General features: G+C 73.1%; 14 protein-coding genes. 8 read left to right on the plus strand and 6 right to left on the minus strand.

All coding sequences use genetic code 11. From position 1 onward, the window contains the following. The first annotated feature begins 62 nt into the window (after window positions 1–62). Complete coding sequence (locus ACZ5CZ_RS10310; RefSeq protein WP_468941136.1) at window positions 63–305, plus strand: chaplin; 243 nt, start codon at window positions 63–65, stop codon at window positions 303–305. Between the two features lie 88 nt (window positions 306–393). Here the strand turns inward: ACZ5CZ_RS10310 and ACZ5CZ_RS10315 are convergent, their stop codons facing one another. After that, complete coding sequence (locus ACZ5CZ_RS10315) at window positions 394–1,578, minus strand: acyltransferase family protein (protein ID WP_468941138.1); 1,185 nt, start codon at window positions 1,576–1,578, stop codon at window positions 394–396. 631 nt (window positions 1,579–2,209) lie between these two features. Beyond that, window positions 2,210–3,142, minus strand: coding sequence for a hypothetical protein (locus tag ACZ5CZ_RS10320; protein ID WP_468941141.1), 933 nt, complete (start codon window positions 3,140–3,142; stop codon window positions 2,210–2,212). Between the two features lie 247 nt (window positions 3,143–3,389). Here ACZ5CZ_RS10320 and ACZ5CZ_RS10325 point away from each other — a divergent pair, with 247 nt between their 5' ends. Both ACZ5CZ_RS10325 and katG read left to right on the plus strand, forming a co-directional pair. Continuing rightward, complete coding sequence (locus ACZ5CZ_RS10325; protein ID WP_385842625.1) at window positions 3,390–3,827, plus strand: Fur family transcriptional regulator; 438 nt, start codon at window positions 3,390–3,392, stop codon at window positions 3,825–3,827. 33 nt (window positions 3,828–3,860) lie between these two features. Further along, window positions 3,861–6,086: a catalase/peroxidase HPI gene (gene katG / locus ACZ5CZ_RS10330; protein ID WP_468941143.1), complete on the plus strand. Its 2,226-nt coding sequence runs from the start codon at window positions 3,861–3,863 to the stop codon at window positions 6,084–6,086. A gap of 98 nt (window positions 6,087–6,184) precedes the next feature. On the opposite strand, the gene ACZ5CZ_RS10335 is transcribed toward katG, so the two are convergent. Next, complete coding sequence (locus ACZ5CZ_RS10335; RefSeq protein ID WP_468941146.1) at window positions 6,185–6,901, minus strand: TetR/AcrR family transcriptional regulator; 717 nt, start codon at window positions 6,899–6,901, stop codon at window positions 6,185–6,187. Window positions 6,902–7,079: 178 nt separating this feature from the next. Between ACZ5CZ_RS10335 and ACZ5CZ_RS10340 the strand changes: the two genes are divergently transcribed. The 5 genes from ACZ5CZ_RS10340 to ACZ5CZ_RS10360 all read left to right on the plus strand — a co-directional run bounded on the left by ACZ5CZ_RS10340 (window position 7,080) and on the right by ACZ5CZ_RS10360 (window position 11,413). After that, window positions 7,080–8,687: a CocE/NonD family hydrolase gene (locus ACZ5CZ_RS10340; protein WP_468941427.1), complete on the plus strand. Its 1,608-nt coding sequence runs from the start codon at window positions 7,080–7,082 to the stop codon at window positions 8,685–8,687. 249 nt (window positions 8,688–8,936) lie between these two features. After that, on the plus strand, window positions 8,937–9,680 hold the full coding sequence (locus ACZ5CZ_RS10345; protein ID WP_468941149.1) for a helix-turn-helix domain-containing protein: 744 nt from the start codon (window positions 8,937–8,939) through the stop codon (window positions 9,678–9,680). A 187-nt stretch (window positions 9,681–9,867) separates the two neighbouring features. Then, entirely contained in the window at window positions 9,868–10,326 is a 459-nt protein-coding gene (locus ACZ5CZ_RS10350; RefSeq protein WP_468941152.1) for a hypothetical protein, read from the plus strand. A gap of 34 nt (window positions 10,327–10,360) precedes the next feature. After that, window positions 10,361–11,116, plus strand: a complete 756-nt coding sequence (locus tag ACZ5CZ_RS10355; RefSeq protein WP_468941155.1) for an amino acid kinase family protein — start codon at window positions 10,361–10,363, stop codon at window positions 11,114–11,116. 114 nt (window positions 11,117–11,230) lie between these two features. Continuing rightward, the gene (locus tag ACZ5CZ_RS10360) at window positions 11,231–11,413 is read left to right on the plus strand and encodes a hypothetical protein (RefSeq protein ID WP_385842633.1); all 183 of its coding nucleotides are present in this window, start codon (window positions 11,231–11,233) and stop codon (window positions 11,411–11,413) included. A gap of 19 nt (window positions 11,414–11,432) precedes the next feature. On the opposite strand, the gene ACZ5CZ_RS10365 is transcribed toward ACZ5CZ_RS10360, so the two are convergent. The 3 genes from ACZ5CZ_RS10365 to ACZ5CZ_RS10375 form a co-directional block, all read right to left on the minus strand. After that, a complete protein-coding gene (locus ACZ5CZ_RS10365) occupies window positions 11,433–12,983 on the minus strand; it encodes a N,N-dimethylformamidase beta subunit family domain-containing protein (RefSeq protein ID WP_468941158.1) in 1,551 nt (516 codons plus the stop codon). Window positions 12,984–13,151: 168 nt separating this feature from the next. Continuing rightward, complete coding sequence (locus tag ACZ5CZ_RS10370) at window positions 13,152–14,153, minus strand: aminoglycoside phosphotransferase family protein (protein ID WP_468941161.1); 1,002 nt, start codon at window positions 14,151–14,153, stop codon at window positions 13,152–13,154. A gap of 112 nt (window positions 14,154–14,265) precedes the next feature. Continuing rightward, window positions 14,266–16,107 carry a phospholipase C gene (locus ACZ5CZ_RS10375; RefSeq protein ID WP_468941163.1) on the minus strand — a complete coding sequence of 614 codons (1,842 nt, stop codon included), beginning with the start codon at window positions 16,105–16,107 and terminating at the stop codon, window positions 14,266–14,268. Window positions 16,108–16,110: the final 3 nt, after the last annotated feature.

Below are 16,110 nucleotides of genomic sequence, written 5' to 3' on the forward strand. Positions count from 1 at the left end.
GGCGAGCGGCGCACGGCGCGGTTGTGATGGAAGAGTCCAATCGCCGACCAGTGAGGCACATCATGCGTATGCGCAGCTTCTTCACCACCGCCGCTCTTGCCGGGGTCCTTGCGATGGGAGGCTCGGCGACCGCCTTCGCGGCCGACCCGGACCCGACCACCGGCACCGCCAACAACAGCCCGGGCGTCGTCTCCGGCGACGTCGTCCAGGTACCGGTCGACGTCGACGCCAACGTCTGCGGCGACACCATCGACCTGATCGCCCTGTTGAACCCGGCCAGCAACAACACCTGCGCCAACAGCTGACGGCACGCGCGCCGGCCCCGCCATCAGGGGCCGGCGCACGGCTGCGCGGGCCCAGGTGCACGCCCGCCCCGGAGCGATCAGCCCCCGCTCAGTCCGCCTGTGCCGGGGCCGGGGCCGGGGCTTCGTGGCGGGCGGGAAGTGGATCCCGCACCGTGGTCGGGCGGCGGTGGCGGAGCAGGAGGCGGCGGGCCGGGACCTCCACCGCCTCGTACAGGATCCAGGACAGGCCCAGCGACAGGGCGAACACGACGGCGGTGACGGCCGTACCCGCCAGCAGTCCGAAGTGCGGCTTGGTGCCCAGCAGGGGGGTGGCGCACCGCAGCACCAGCAGATGGATCATGTAGAAGGCGAACGACAGCTCACCGAGCCGCACCAGCCACCGGCGCCGCCACAAGGACGGCAGCCCGTGCAGGTCCGCCTGGGCGGCCGCCGGGATGAGCAGGACGAAGCCGGTGAGGGTGCACATGGTGGCGGAGTAGCCGAGCGGCACCTGCGGGACGAAGAAGTAGCCGATGACCGCGAGCGCCAGCGAGGCCTCCAGACCGGGCCCGCGCCACCGGCCCAGCAGCACCAGCCGCGCGGTGACCGCGCCGAGCACGAACTCGGGCAGCCGGACCGCGGGGAAGGAGTAGAGCGCGTAGCTCCACCAGTGGTGGGCGTCCGCCCGGCCCAGCACCACCACCGCCACCACCGACAGCCCGCCCAGCACGACCGCCCCTCGCGCGCCGAGCCGGCGCAGCACCAGGATCAGCAGCGGGAACGAGGCGTAGAAGAACGCCTCGCAGGCCAGCGACCAGCTGACCGGGTTCAGCGTCTGCCACCACGGCCGCCACCAGGAGTGCAGCAGCAGCGCGTTGGCGAGGGCCTGCTTCGGCGTCGGCCGGGGCTGGTGGGCGAGGCCGTATGTCATCAGCAGGGCCACGGCCAGGGTGACCAGGTGCACCGGGTAGACGCGGGCGATGCGCCGCCGCCAGAACGCGAGCGCCCGGTCGCGGGGTCTGGCGGACCAGGTCAGGACGAAGCCGGACAGCACGAAGAAGAACGACACACCGGTGGCCCCGGCGCCGAACCCCCAGGACATGACGCGGCCACCGGTCCCGCCGAAGTAGCCGAAGTTGTTCACGTGCAGCCCGAACACCAGCAGCGCCGCCATCCACCGGAGCCCGGTCAGGGACGGGAGGGAGGGGTTGGCGGCGGACGGGGAGGATCTCCCGGTCGTGTCGTCGGTTCGGGTGGGCGGCGTCCGGAGCGCCCGGGTCGTCGCCGTGATCATCGAATCACCTGCCGCAGGGGTTTGGCGTGGGGCATGAAGGGGAGCGTTACCCGTTCAGCGCCGTCCATCACATTGCATGGCCAACATCACACTGCTGGCGAACGACGAAACCTCCCCTATGCCACGGACGGCCGCGCCTGTACACCCGTACGAGTGAGACCGTCACTCACGGTTGCCCCTTGGCGGACATCGGGCCGCTCCGCCACCTGGCACTCTGCCGTCCGACCGGGCCGGCCGCTGAACTCCGACCCTATCAGCGGGCATTCGAGGTCCGCGGCAGGAAGTCGAACGGCGTAATGCCCGCGACGGCACCGACCAGCAGGCGGGCCAGCGCCGCGGGTAGCCGCACCCTCCGACCGGACGGGGACCACGTGGGTGCGGTGGGTGCGACGGGTACGGGGCGGCACACCACCGCCGGGGCGGCACCGGTGGCCGGAACCGTGGCCGCGCCTCCTGCGTCCCCCGTCGCGCCGTCGAGGCCGGTCAGAAACGTCGCCCCATCCCTACCCGCAGTGGGGGCGCGGAAGTGTGTCCGGTCCGCGGGCGGCCGCGCGCGCCGTGGGACCTCGGGCCGGACGCCGGACGCCGTCAGGCCGCCTCCGGGTGGGCGGCGGGAGGCCGACGGTGGCGACTAGCCATGGCCCGCGGCCGCGCGTGCCCTCTCGGCGCGGCGGCGCGCCTCCCGTGCCGCTCGGTCCGCCTGCCTGGTCCGGTCCCGGGCGGACTGCTCGGCCGTGCGGGCCCGGTGCTGTTCCTCCTCGGCCTGGCGCAGCTCGGTGCGCAGGGTGCTCACACGGTCCGTCGCCTCGGCCAGCCGGCCGGCCGCTTCCTCCGCCTCCCGGGCAGCGGTCTCGGCCTCCTTGTCCCGTCCCCGGAGTTCCCGTTCGGCGGCCTCGGCCTCCCGCTCCCGGCGTTCCCGTTCGGCGGCCTCGGCCTCCCGCTCCCGGCGTTCCCGTTCGGCGGTGCGGGCCTTCTCGTGGGTCTCGGTGCGGCGATGTGCGGCGGACGCCGTGCGGTCCTGCCCGCGGGGGCGCTTCTCCGGGCCTTGCGCGGGGGTCGTGCGGCGTCGGCTGAGCGTGGCCTCGTCGGCCGCCGGGAAGCCGAGGGTGGCGTGCAGCGGCCGTACCAGCCGGCCCGCGGCCCACTCCCGGGCGGCCTCGGGGTCGGCCAGCACCGCATGCAGGGTCTCCTCGACCTCGCGCCGTACCTCCTCGCCCACCGGATGCCCGGCCTCCGCGGCCAGCCGGCCGGCCTGCCGGGCGAGGGCGGCGATCACCTCGTGCTGCCGGCGCGCGAGGGTGCGCAGCCGGGGCCCGTCCAGTTCGCGGTGGGCGCGGCGCAGCTCCTCGCCCAGGCCGAGCAGCGCTCCCACCTCCTCCGGCCGGCCGCGGACCAGGAGGTTGCTGACCCAGGCGGCGAGATTCGGCCGCCGCAGCGCACCGATCCGCCGGGCGAGGTCCGGGTCCCCGGAGCCGCGGGCGTCCCGGGCACGGCGGTCCCGGGCGGCGACGAACTCCTCCGGCCGCAGTCCGTACAGCTCGTCGGCGACGGCGTCCAGATCCACCGGCGCTCCTCTCGGGGATGCGGTGACCGCTCCCGGGTTCCGCGCCGGGCGGGGTTCACCCGTTCGGGGGACGGTTCGGCTCGCCGTGCCCTTCTCGGCGAGGGCCGGCCGGATGATGCCGTGCAAGCCCGCGGCACCGGGCCGGGGCCGGGCGACGCCGAGGCGAACAGCGGACGCCGGGACACGGCCAGAATTGCATCTCTCGTTTTCTTGAACCACTCGTGTTTATGAGGGTAGGTTCGGCCCCATGACCGCCTCCCCGACCCCGACCACCGCCGAGGAGCTCCGCGGTGCCGGCCTGCGCGTGACGGCAGCCCGCGTCGCGCTGCTGGAGACCGTCCGGGACGGCGACCACCTCGGCGTCGAGGCGATCGCCTCCGGGGTCCGCGACCGCGTAGGCCACATCTCCCTGCAAGCCGTCTACGAAGCGCTGCACGCCCTCACCGCGGCGGGTCTGGTCCGCCGGATCGAGCCGGCCGGGCACCCCGCCCGGTTCGAGGGGCGCGTGGGCGACAACCACCACCACGTCGTGTGCCGGTCCTGCGGTGCCGTCGCCGACGTCGACTGCGCGGTCGGTGACGCGCCCTGCCTGACCGCCTCCGACGACCGCGGCTTCTCCATCGACGAGGCCGAGGTCGTCTACTGGGGCCTGTGCCCCGACTGTTCCACTGGCCGCAGTTCCTGAGCACCGAGTTCCGCACAGTTCGGAAGGATTGCCATGACTGAGAACCACGACGCGATCGTCACAGACGCCAAGTCGGAAGGGGCGAGCGGCGGTTGCCCCGTCGCCCATGAGCGGGCGCTGCACCCGACCCAGGGCGGCGGCAACCGCCAGTGGTGGCCGGAGCGGCTCAACCTGAAGATTCTCAGCCCGAACCCGCCGGCGACCAACCCGCTGGGCGAGGAATTCGACTACGCCGAGGCCTTCCAGAGCCTCGACCTCGCAGCGCTGAAGCAGGACATCGCCGAGGTGCTCACGACGTCGCAGGACTGGTGGCCGGCCGACTTCGGCAACTACGGCCCGCTGATGATCCGGATGGCCTGGCACAGCGCGGGCACCTACCGCATCAGCGACGGCCGCGGCGGTGCCGGTTCCGGCCAGCAGCGCTTCGCCCCGCTCAACAGCTGGCCGGACAACGTCAACCTGGACAAGGCCCGCCGTCTGCTGTGGCCGGTGAAGAAGAAGTACGGCCAGAAGATCTCCTGGGCCGACCTCATGGTCCTCGCCGGCAACGTCGCCCTGGAGTCCATGGGCTTCACCACCTTCGGCTTCGGCGGCGGCCGCGAGGACGTCTGGGAGGCCGAGGAGGACGTCTACTGGGGTCCCGAGACCGCCTGGCTCGACGACAAGCGCTACACCGGCGACCGCGAGCTGGAGAACCCGCTCGGCGCCGTCCAGATGGGTCTGATCTACGTCAACCCCGAGGGCCCCAACGGCAACCCGGACCCGCTGGCCGCGGCCCGCGACATCCGTGAGACGTTCCACCGGATGGCGATGGACGACGAGGAGACCGTCGCCCTGATCGCCGGCGGCCACACCTTCGGCAAGACCCACGGCGCCGGCCCCGCCGACCACGTCGGTCTCGACCCCGAGGCCGCCGGGATGGAGGAGCAGGGCCTCGGCTGGAACAGCACCTTCGGCACCGGCAAGGGCAAGGACGCCATCGGCTCCGGCCTGGAGGTCACCTGGACCACCACGCCGACCCAGTGGAGCAACAACTTCTTCGAGATCCTCTTCGGCTACGAGTGGGAGCTGACCGAGTCCCCGGCCGGCGCCAAGCAGTGGCGGCCGAAGGGCGGCGCGGGCGAGGGCACCGTGCCCGACGCCCACGACCCCTCGAAGAAGATCGCCCCGGGCATGCTCACCACCGACCTGGCGCTCCGCTTCGACCCGATCTACGAACCGATCTCCCGCCGCTTCCTGGAGAACCCGCAGGAGTTCGCGGACGCCTTCGCCCGCGCCTGGTACAAGCTCACCCACCGCGACATGGGCCCGAAGTCGCTGTACCTCGGCCCGGAGGTCCCGGAGGAGACCCTGCTGTGGCAGGACCCGCTGCCGGAGCGCGAGGGCGAGCTGATCGACGAGGCCGACATCGCGGCCCTGAAGACCAAGCTGCTCGACTCGGGTCTCACCGTCTCCCAGCTGGTCTTCACCGCCTGGGCGTCCGCCTCCACCTTCCGCGGCAGCGACAAGCGCGGCGGCGCCAACGGCGCCCGCATCCGCCTGGCCCCGCAGCGCGGCTGGGAGGCGAACGACCCCGACCAGCTCGCCCAGGTGCTGCGCGTCCTGGAGGGCATCCAGCAGCAGTTCAACACCGGCGCCAAGAAGGTCTCCCTGGCCGACCTGATCGTCCTCGGCGGTGTCGCCGCGGTCGAGAAGGCCGCGAAGGAGGCCGGCTTCGAGGTGCGCGTGCCCTTCACCCCGGGCCGCGTCGACGCCGGTGAGGAGCACACCGACGTCGAGTCCTTCGATGCCCTGGAGCCGACCGCGGACGGCTTCCGCAACTACCTCGGCAAGGGCAACCGCCTGCCGGCCGAGTACCTGCTGGTCGACAAGGCGAACCTGCTGACGCTGAGCGCCCCCGAGATGACCGTGCTCGTCGGCGGTCTGCGCGTCCTGGGCGCCAACCACCAGGGTTCGCAGCTCGGTGTCCTCACCAGCACCCCGGGCGTCCTCACCAACGACTTCTTCGTCAACCTGCTCGACATGGGTACGACGTGGAAGTCGACCTCCGAGGACCAGACCACCTTCGAGGGCCGCGACGCCGTCACCGGCGAGCTGAAGTGGGCCGGCAGCCGCGCCGACCTGGTCTTCGGCTCGAACTCCGAGCTGCGCGCGCTCGCCGAGGTCTACGCCAGCGACGACGCGAAGGAGAAGTTCGTGAACGACTTCGTCGCCGCCTGGACCAAGGTCATGGAACTCGACCGGTTCGACCTGCGCTGACCCCCGCGGTAAGCACATCCGGGGCCGCCCACCGGGCGGCCCCGGATCGTCATGTCCGCTCGCCGCGCACCGTGCGAGGGGCATCAGTCAGTGTGGCATCAGTCGGTATCGAGGCCGTCGATCAGACGGTTGAGGAACCGGGTGAAGGTGGCGTCGGGGGTGAGGGGACGCCCGGGAGCGGAAAGGGCTTCGGCGAGTTCCGGATGGCGGCCGTCGGCGGCGACAGCGGCCAGGTAGCGGGCCTCGGCTGCGGCCCGGTCCGGTGATCGTGACACCGCGGCCTGCGCGATCTCATGGGCGACGTGCCCGGCCACGAACGCGGTGATCTGGGCGAAGACCTCCAGCTTCGCCGCACCGTCCAGCCCGGTCGGCCGCAGGACGGCCAGCACGTGTTCCAGGAAGGCCAGCGTGTTGGGGCCCGGGACGCGACGGGTGGACAGGGCGGCGGGCAGCCAGGGGTGGCGCAGCATGTGGGCGCGCTGTAGCCGGGCCACGGTCTTCAGACCGGCACGCCAGTCACCGCTGGGTGGGTCCGTGAGCGTGAGTTCGCCGCTGACGTGGTCGACCATCAGTTCCAGCAGCGTCTCCTTGTCAGGGGCGTAGCTGTAGAGCGACATGACGCCCGCCCCGACCTCGGCGGCCACCCGCCGCATGGTGACCGCGTCGAGTCCTTCCGAGTCCGCCAGAGTGACGGCCGCCGCGGTGATCGTCTCCCGGCTGAAGGAGGGCCTGCGGCCCCTGCGGGGCTCGGCGGGTCGAAGCCAGAGCTGTTCGGGATCGACGCTCTCGGCGCCGGACTTTCCGTCCCTGGACACGACGTCGCACTCCTTCCCCAGGTAGTTGAGGTGGCTCTTGCCAAGGTCATCCAAGCATCCTCTATTCTCGTACGGCGTACGGAAATAGAGGAGTGGAACGATGCCATCACGCATGCCCGACGCCGTAGCCGGACCGGCCTGGGTGCCACCCGCCGGAAAACCGCCCCTGTCCTCCCGCATGATGAGGGCGACCTGGCGAGGTCTGCCGGAGAAGCGGCACGAGGTCGGTTGGGAGCCGGGACTGGCAGTGCCGGCCGCCGACGGCAGCCCGTTGATCACTGACCACTACTTCCCGCGCGCCCAGGGCGACTTCCCCACCCTCCTGGTCCGCTCCCCCTACGGCCGAGGCCTGCCCTGGTCACCCCAGTACGGCCTGCTCTTCGCCGAACAGGGCTTCCATGTGATCCTTCAGAGCTGCCGCGGCACCGGAGGGTCGGGCGGCATGTTCGATCTGTGGCGCAACGAGGCCGCCGACGGCCAGGCCACGGTGTCCTGGCTGCGCGAGCAGCCCTGGTTCAACGGAACACTGGGGACCGTCGGCCCCAGCTACCTGGGCTATGTGCAATGGGCCCTGGCGTTGGACCCACCGCCGGAACTGAAGGCCATGGTGGTGCAAGTAGGGCTGCACGATCCCTACGCCCTCTTCCACGCAGACGGTGTGCTGCGTCTGGAGAACGCCCTCGCCGTGGGCGTGGGCATGAACTACCAGCACCAGGGCATGGCACCGTTCCTCAAGGCGACGCTGCGCCTCCAGCGCCGCCTGCGCGACGTCACCACCGCGCGGCCCCTGCGGGGGGCGTACGTGTCAGCCCTCGGCGGCGAACTTCCCTGGCTGGACGACGTGATGACACACCCGGACGCCAAGGACGCCTACTGGCAGGGCGCGTCGTTGGCGGAGTCGGCGCAGCGGCTCCGCGTGCCCACGGCTCTGATCACCGGGTGGTACGACGCACTGGCCGACCAGACCTTCGAGCAGTACGACCGGCTGCGCCAGGCCGGATGTGAGACCGCCCTGCTCGTCGGTCCCTGGACCCACACCTCCGCCCTCCAGCAGGGATGGCCCGAGGTGTTCGCCGAGAGCCTCGCGTGGCTGCGCGCCCACCTGTACGCCGATCCCTCCGGCCTGCGTCCCACCGCGGTGCGTGTGCACCTCGGCGGCGAAAACGCCTGGCGGGACCTCGACGACTGGCCGCCGGCCGCGGCTGCCACCTCGTGGTACCCCGTCCCCGGCGGGCATCTCACCCGGCAGGCCCCCACGGACCCCGCACCCGTGGCCTCGTTCCGCTACGACCCGGCCGACCCCACCCCCTCCCTGGGCGGCCCACTGCTCTCCCGCACCGCCGGTCCCCGGGACAACACCACCCTGGAGGCCCGGGACGACGTCCTGACCTTCACCGGCCCACCACTGACCGAGCCCATGGACATCCTGGGTCCCGTCTCCGCACGGCTGAGCATCTCCACGGACACCGGACACGCCGATGTCTTCACCCGCCTGTGCGACGTGGACCCGCAAGGCCGCTCCGTCAACGTCTGTGACGGGTTCGGCCGGCTACAGACGGCCGGGCAGACGCCCTCGCAGGTCGTCGTGCCGATGAGCTCCACCGCCCACCGCTTCCCCGTCGGCCACCGCATACGCTGGCAGATCAGCGGAGGCGCCCACCCGCGCTACGCCCGCAATCCCGGCACCGGGGAGTCGCAGCTGGACGCCACCACCTTCACACCGGTGCGCATCACGCTCCACACGCACTCGACCCTGGTACTTCCCAGCAGCTCTGGTCTCACGTAATTCGCCGGCTCTCCGGCGAACGTCGACGAGCCGGGCCGTGCGGCCCGGCTCGCAGCCGTACGGTCCGAACGGCTCGCGGAGGGGCCGGACCGGCCCAAGAGAACGCTCCCGCGCGCATGCGAGGGTGGGACCGTGCTCCGCGCCGCACCCTGCCCACGACCCGCCGACGGCCCCGCCCGCGGGCCCGGGCGGCGGCGCTCCACCGCAGCCGCCGGGCGGCACCGGCCGCCCGGCGAGGAGTGAACGACCATGGCCGAACGCACCCCGCCCCCGCACCAGCAGAGCCCACCGCACGATGAGCCACCGCACGAAGGCGCACTCGACCAGGACCCGCTGCACCCCGCGGCCCCACAGCCGCCGGGCGACCTCGGCCGCCGGATCCGGCGCCGCCGCACCGAGCTGGGCCTCAGCCGGGACGAGCTGGCCTTCCGCGCCGGCATGGCCGAGGCCTACGTCGCCCACCTGGAGGAACACAGCACCGCAGCGCCGGACGCCGGCACCCTGCTGCGGCTCGCCGGCGCCCTGCGCACCAGCCCCGTCGACCTCGCCGGCGGACACACCAGCCTGCCCGCCGGCATCGGACAGGCCGCCCGCTACGCCCGCCTCGGCGAACTGGACGAGCAGGAGTGCAGGGAACTGCTGGCGACCCATGGCGTGGGCCGCGTCTCCGTGAGCACCGAGGGAGCGCCGGTCGTCGTACCCGTCAACTACAGCGTCGTGGACGGCGCGATCGTCTTCCGCACCAGCCCCGGCTCGGTCACCACCCGGGGACTGGGCCACGAGGTCGCCTTCGAGGTCGACCGGGTGGACGACGCGCTCAGCCAGGGCTGGAGCGTGCTGGTACGCGGCACCGCCCGAGCCGTGACCGACCCGGCCGAGACCCGACGCCTCGCCGAGCGCGCCTACAGCACCCCGTGGGCCGGCGGCGAGCGCGATCTCTGGGTGCGCATCGAGCCGAGCGCGCTCACCGGCCGCCGTATCGACGTGTGGTGACCCCCTCGGACCCGCCCCTCCGCTTCTCGTCACCCGCGCGGTCCAGCGGTCGGTCCTGCGCCCGCACCGCCGTTCCCGTGCCTCCCGCTGGGCCGAAGAGACCCGCACCGGGACCGCCCGGCCCCTGGGCGCGCCACGGTGCCGGGAGGAGGCTCGACGTGGAGGCCCGGACGAGGGAGGGACAGTCATGGGGTGGTACATCGCGGCGGATGTCGACGGATCCCCGCATGCCCTCGCGGCCGCACACCGGGCCGATCAGCTGCTCCAGGACACGGTCGGCCATGTGCGCGCCGCGCGCCCCGCGCCGACCGGCGACGCGCCCGTCACCGCGCTGCTCGCGGCGGCCACCGACACCGACACGCTGGTACCGGGCTCGCTCGGGCTGGGCCGGACAGCCGGCCCTGGCCTCAGCGTCGGCCCGGCCTGCGATGACCTGTTCGCCCGCGCCCGCGACTCTGCCCGGCGACGCGTCGGCGGCGTCGCACCGGCCGTGTCCGCCGCGGAGGCGCTCGCCGCCGAGCGGGCAGCCGGCGCGGTGTTGCGGCTGTGGTGCGTGAGGTACCCGGAGGCGGCCGTCAGCCGGACCGTCACCGACGGGCCGGTGGCCCCCGCCGTCATCCACCACGCCCGCCACCCGCACGCCTGAGCCCCCGCCGCCCCCACCCGAAGGACACGGTCCCATGCGTATCGTCATCGCCCTCGGCGGCAACGCCCTGCTCCGCAGGGCCGAGTGCCCCGGTCCGGACGTGCTGCGGGCCAATGCCCTGCGGGTGGCCACCGCGCTCGCCCCGCTGGCACACGAGCACGATCTCGTGCTCACCCACCCCGAACTCCCCGACGCGGGCGGCCCGCTCCCGCCGGACCTCTCCGTGGCGCAGGCGCAGGGGGTGATCGGCTCGCTGCTGGCCCGTGCGCTGCGGGACGCGCTGCCCGGCCGCCGGATCGCCGCGCTGGTCACCCACACGCTGGTCCGGGCGACCGGCCCCGCCTCCGCGCCGGAGCGCATCCTGGAGACGGCCACGGTCCGGGAGCTCCTCGCGAGCGGCACCCTGGTGATCTGCTCGGGTGGCGGCGGCATACCGGTGACCGCCGGTGGCGGCCTGCTGGAGGGGACCGCGCCGGAGGCCGACAAGGACCTGGCAGCGGCCCTGCTCGCCGAGGACATCGGGGCCGACTTCCTGCTGATCCTCACCGATGTGCCGCACGTCTACACCCGCTACGGCACCCGCGACCAGCGGCCCGTCCTCGAGGCCACCCCCGCCGAGCTGCGCGACGGCCGGTACCCGGCGGACTCCATGGGACCGAAGGCGGAGGCGGCGGCACGGTTCGTGGAGCGTACGACGGGACTGGCGGCCATCGGCTGCCTCGACGCGGCCTACCAGATCGTCCACGGCCGCTCCGGCACGCTGGTGCGCCCCGAGCTGTCCGTCGGCTGAGCGCCCGGCTGTACGAGTTTCCCAGTACCGCCAGTAACATGATCACCTTGTCTCTGGGTGTACCTGTCAATGAAATCCGCGCCGTCCCTGGACGCGCCCTGCCCGGAGAAGTCCATGTCTTCTGTCGACGACGCGCTGGAGAACGCGCGCCTCACCTACGAGCAGCACCTGCACACGTGCCGTCAGTGCCACGCCCACGCCGTGCCCTGTGCCGTGGCGAAGCACCTGCTGCGGCTGTACAACCTCGCCCGCCGGGACCGGATGCGCGGCGCCGGACCGGGCGCCGCACAGGCCTGACGGACTCGGCCTGACGGACTCAGCTTCCGTACAGCTCCCCGGTGTTGGGGTGCGGCGGCGGGGCGTGCCGGGCCGCCGGGCCCCGTGCGAACACGCCGAGCAGGTTCTCCGTGGTGCGGGTGACGAAGGCGCGGGTGCGGGCGTCCATGCCGTGGTCCCGGCCGAGTTCGCCGGTCCCCGCCACCAGCGCCTCCACCCAGCGCATGGTGCCGGTCGCGAAGACCCCGGCCCCGCCGGCGGTGGTGTAGTACGCCGAGTCGCTGTGGCTCGCCCGGCCGGCGCACACCAGCGGGGAGTGCGCGGTGATCTCCAGCGGACCCGGCGCCGGCATGCCCGGCACGACCCGGTCGTACTCCACCCCGACGAGATGCGCGAAGCCCTCGCCGGCGCGCACCCCGGTGCGCTCGTACAGCCAGTGGCCGGCCGCGTGCACCACATAGGGCGCGTCGACCGGATACCCCTCGTACAGCACGCCGGTGAGCGAGGACTCGGGGTCGGCCGCCGGCGGCAGCCGGTAGTCGGTGGTGACCAGCTCGGGCCGGGAGGCGTAGCAGGGGTCGGCGCGGTAGGAGGTCTTGTAGCACACGACCGTACGGCCGTCCGCCTGCTCGCCGGGCTCGAGCCGGACCCGGCGGAAGCAGGTGTTGGCACCGAGGAAGGCGACGTTCGTGCCCGCGTCCCGGGCGGCCGTGACGTGGGCACGCTGCTCCGGCGTCCAGTACTCGTCGTGTCCCAGGCAGACGACGGCGTGCGCGCCCCGCAGCACGGCGGGGTCCCGGTGCACGTCGACGCCCGTGCTGTAGGCCAGCGGAACCCCGAGCCGCTCGGCCAGCACCACCAGCGGCCGCTCGTACACCAGGAACTTCTCCGCACCGTTTCCGTCGTACGGACGGTCGAAGCTGACCGCGAGGGATCGCGTGGCGTACGCGCCCGACGCGCCGGCGTACAGGCTGCTGCCGCCCCAGCGGTTGTACGCCTGCCAGGTGGCCGGGGCGTGCAGCAGGACGGTACGGCCCGTGCCGTCGGTGGAGCGGACGATCAGCGGCACGTACCGCTGGTGTCCGGTGTCCGTCTCCAGCCGTAGCAGATAGGCGCCCTCGGGCCAGCCGTCGGTGTCCACCGACAGGGTGGCCGGCCAGTCGGCGCGCACCGTGCGAGTGGCCGGCAGCACCAGGGGGGCGCTCTGTGCACGGCCGGGTATGCGCCCCGAGGTCCAGATCCGGCGCGCCTGCCGGCCGCCGTACCAGCCGACGCGGAACGCGGAGACCCGGAAGGCGCCCGCGGTCGTCGACACATGCAGGGCGAACTCCTCGCCCGGGGTCACACTGACCCGGTCCGTGTAGCCGGCCACCGCGTCCGGCGGACCGGTGCCGGCGAGCCGCCAGTCGGCGCTGCCCGGGGCCTCCCGCTCCGCCTCCGGCCTGAGCCGCCCCGGCTGGGCGTGGGCCGTGTACGTCCGGGTGCGCGTGAACGTGCAGGCGGCCGTGGTGAGCCCGGCCCCGGCGCACACGCCGAGGAAGCGGCGGCGGCCGAGACCGTCCGACGGGGGAGTTCCAGGTGCCGGAGCCACGTCACCTCCCAGGGGTGGATGCCTGCTCCAGCCTCCCGACGGGCCCGCACCCTCCGCAACCCGCGCGGTGGGCCGGATCGTGGCGGGGGAGCGGCGGACAGGCCCGTGCACCGGGATCTCCGGGCTGCCGCCGTACGGGTGACACGCGCGGCTGCCCGGGCCGGCGCGCTAGAAGGGCGGCCGGTCGAGGAGTTGGAGGAGCCACTGGGCGGTCTGTTCGGCGCCCGGCTCGGAGCCGGACGCGGTGGGGAACATCCGGCCCCAGGACGCGGCCCGGGCGAGGGCGCTCAGTCGCCAGGCGAGGCTCGCCGCACGCCGGAGGTCGGTCATCGTGCGGCCGTCGCCGGTCCAGGGCTCCAGGTAGGCGTCGCGCAGCCGGGGCAGCACCTGCGGCCCGTAGCGGTCGCGGGCCCGCTCGGCGGTGACCCGCAGGCTGAGGAACGGGTGGGAGACGGCCGCGTCCCCCCAGTCGAAGAAGGTGAACCGGCCCGGCGCCGGGCGGAACAGCTGGCCGTCGTGCAGGTCGGCGTGGTCGAGGGTGTCGTCGACGCCGAGGGCGGCGAGTTCGGCACACCAGTCGGCGAGCCGGGGCCGCAGGGCCGTGAGCCGGGCGCGCTGTTCCGGGGAGAGGGCCGTGGCCCGGGCGAGCAGCGCGTCGAAGACACCGGGCAGACCGGTGGTCCGGGCGGCGGGGACGCCCAGCCGTTCCATCGCCCGGCCGTGCGGGACGACGGCGCGCTGGAGGCTCGCGTACTGGCGCAGCAGCTCCTCCCACGCGTCCGCGCCGACCGGCTCCCGGGCCAGCACGGCCCGGAACGGTTCGCCCCCGTCCGGCAGCAGCGACCAGCCGCGCCCGGCGTCGACGGCCAGCGGCTCCAGCACCTGCCCGGGCACCCAGCGGGCCAGCGCCGCGGTCAGCGGGCCCTCGAAGGCACTGGCCGGCGGATTCGCCTTGAACCAGACGGCGTCCCGCCCCGCGACCGGTGTCCGCACCAGCACCGACCACGGCCGCAACCGCACCTGCCGGGCGCCGTCCGCCCGCAGGCCGTGCTCGGCGAGACGGTCCCGGACCCAGCCGAGGGCCGAGGCCCGCCACTCCTCCTGCTCCCAGGGAGTCACGGCGTCCGGATAGCCGCCCCGGTCCACCGCCGTCGTATCCGCATGGTCCATCGGGCCATCCCAGCAGCCCGGCCTCCCGCCCGGCCAGCAGATTTCAGCGCCGGACCCCGCACACACGTGCGCCCCCGGAGAGGCTCCGGGGGCGCACGCGCGGTTCAGCCGGTCAGGCCTGCTGCCTGCGGCGCAGCGTCAGGTACGTACCCGTCGCGCCCGCGGCCAGCAGGGCGCCCGCACCGAGGCCCACCGGCAGCACCGGGAAGCCGGAGGAGTCGGTCGCGTCGGCCGTGTTCTGCATCGCCGGGCCGGGAGTGATGTCGGTGGCGACCGGGGCGATGTGGTGGATCGGGCCGACGGAGCGCACCGAGCCGTCCGCCTTCAGCAGCACCTGCTTGTTGTTCGGGTGCCGGAAGTCGAACAGGCCCGCCAGGGAGCCGGCGGTCGCGTCGAAGGAGTGGTCGCCGATCCGGCCGGTGCGCCAGTTGTCCTCGATGAACCGGGTGATGGACGCCTGGTTCGTCAGGGTGTGGTCGACCTTGTTGACCTTGCTGTACGGCGAGACGACCAGCAGCGGCTGCCGGGTGCCGGGGCCGCAGCGGTCGGCGTAGCCGCCGGCCGCCTTCGGGCCGTGCTGGCAGGCCGGGCTGTCGATGGCCTTGCCGTTGGAGCCGGTCGAGGTGTCCGTGGAACCGTTGCGCGGGGCGACGTAGGCGTGGTCGTACCAGCCGTCGGAGTCGTCGTACGCGATCACGATCGCCGTCGACTTCCACTGCGGCGAGCTCTGGATCGCGTTGATCTGCGCGATCAGGAAGTGCTGCTCGTCGGTCGGGTCGGAGTAGGCCGCGTGGCCGTCCTGGTAGGCGCCGGCCTTGACGAAGCTGACCGCCGGGAGCTTGCCCGCCTTCAGGACGGCGGAGAAGTCCGTCAGGTCGTAGTTGTGGTTGGCCTGGCCGCTGTGGCCGATCTCCGAGACGCTCTTCGGCGGCAGGTGGTGCGGGTTGGCCGTCGACTTGTAGTACGCGAACGGGTTGTGGTGCGGGCTGTAGTCCGTGACGGACGCGCCGCCCAGATTGGTGTGCGTGGCGTCGCACTTGGCGTAGTCGCCCTGCTTGCCGTCCCACGCGGTGGTCGGGCGGAAGCCGCCCTGGAACCAGCCCCAGCTCACCTTCCTGGCGTTGAGCAGGTCACCGATGTTCCTGCCCTGCAAGGACGCGAGCGCGTTGCTGCTGGTGTGGTCCTTGCCGGAGCAGTCGTCGTAGGCCGGGTCGGGGTCGTTGACGAGCGTGCCCACGCCGTGGGCGTCCGGGGACAGGACCGTGTACGGGTCCGGGGTCGGGGTCTGCTTCGGGTTCTCGGTGCCCGTCTTCGGGTCCATGGAGACGACACCGTGCGTCTGACCGGAGATCAGGTTCAGCGCGCCGGGCGTGGACGGGCCGTACACCGAGCTGTAGGAGCGGTCGCTCATCGCGTAGTGCTGGGCGTAGTTCCACAGACCGGTGACGGTGTTGCCGTCGTAGTAGTCCATGACCAGGCCGGGCTCGCCGAACAGGCCGCCGCTGCACTTGTCGACCTCGGTGTTCTGCACGAACTGGTCGGCCTTGCCGCCGTTGTAGGCGTACTGCTCCGGACCGTAGGAGTGGTTCTGGTCGCAGGTCATCGCCTGGGCCGGGGACAGCCGCTTCGGCGTGTACTGGTTCGGGTTCTTCGTCAGCAGCCCCGCGTGCGCGAGGGTGTCGATGTTCTTCGGGGTGTTCTTCGCCGCCTTGAACGTCGTGCCGTCGGTGTTGGCGGCCTTCGGGTAGGTGGCGAAGTAGTGGTCGAAGGAGACGTTCTCGTCGTACAGCACGACCACGTGCTTGATGGGAGTGGCGGTCGAGGAGTGTCCGCCCGGCGTGCCGGCGGGCACCGCCGCCCAGCCGGGCGCGTTGCCGCCGAGCGCGGTGAGCGCGGCGGCTCCCGCGAGCGCGCCGAGAGTCCGCAGCGCGGCTCGTCTTCCTCTGCTGGCCATGGT

The organism is Streptomyces sp. NPDC031418 (genome assembly GCF_055581605.1).